1 pseudogene is annotated in these 1,112 nt (G+C 66.0%); it reads left to right on the forward strand.

Annotated elements, in window-relative coordinates:
- Positions 1 to 24: 24 nt before the first annotated feature.
- Positions 25 to 1,112: pseudogene (locus tag CRT60_RS00090) on the forward strand (hypothetical protein); the annotation flags it as partial.

Consider the following 1,112-nt stretch of genomic DNA (forward strand, 5'->3'; position numbering starts at 1 on the left):
CAGCTGCAGCCTGCGGTAACGGTCTTGGACAACGGCACCCAGGTGGTGGTGTGGGCGTCCAACGGGCAGGACGGTGACGGCTATGGGATCTATGCCCGGCGCCTCGATGCCAACGGGCAGCCGCTGGGAACGGAGTTCCGGGTCAATTCGGTGACCAGCATGAACCAGCAGACCCCGTCCGTGGCGCCCCTGGGCAATGGCGGCTTCATGATCTTCTGGGGACAGACCAAAGCAGACAGCGACGCTCGCTATACCGCCATCCGCGCCCAGCGTTACGACGCCGTCGGCAACCCGGTCGGCAGTGAAATGACCTTGGCCACCCAGTATGGCGTGAATACTCCCAAGGCCACACGGCTGAGCGACGGCAGCGTGATGATGGTCTGGGCGCAATCCCAGTTCAATTCGGTCGCCCAGACTTTTCTCATCGGTCAGAGATTCGGTGGCGACGGCACCGCCCTGACCGGCCCCTTCGTCCTCGCAACCGCCGCCAGCCTCACCGGCGGCGTCGCCCTGCCCAGCATCACGGCACTGGCCGATGGGGGCTATGCGGTCGGCTGGGCGCAGAACACCAATGTCGTCAACCGTTACTGGGATGTGTTCACCCAAGTCTATTCGAACAGCAACACGGCCGTCACAGGCCCGATCCTGTCCTGCTCGGTCGCCGGCCCTTACAACCAGCAGCAAAGCGCGCTGGCGGGTCTGGCCGACGGCAGTTTCGTGGTCGCCTACATGTCGAGCGGCGACCAGGACAGCAGCGGCAACGGCATCTTCCTGCGCCGCTACAGCGCCAGCGGTCAGCTGCTGCAGGGGGATACGCTGGTCAACAGCTACGTCGCCGGCGATCAGCAGCAGCCCAGCGTCACGGCGCTGGCCGATGGCGGCTTCGTCGTATCCTGGACGTCGGCGGCACAGGACGGCAGCGGTTACGGCGTGTATGCCCAACGCTACGACGCGGCAGGCGGCAAGGTCGGCGGGGACTTCCTGCTGGAACAGAACCTGGCCGGCGATCAGGTGCAACCGGCACTGACGGCCCGTCCCGATGGTGGCTTCGTCGCCGCCTGGGCCGGACCGGACGGATCCGGATACGGCATCCAGACCCGCGAGTTCAGTGC

The sequence above is a fragment of the Azospirillum palustre genome (assembly GCF_002573965.1).
GTDB lineage: Bacteria > Pseudomonadota > Alphaproteobacteria > Azospirillales > Azospirillaceae > Azospirillum > Azospirillum palustre.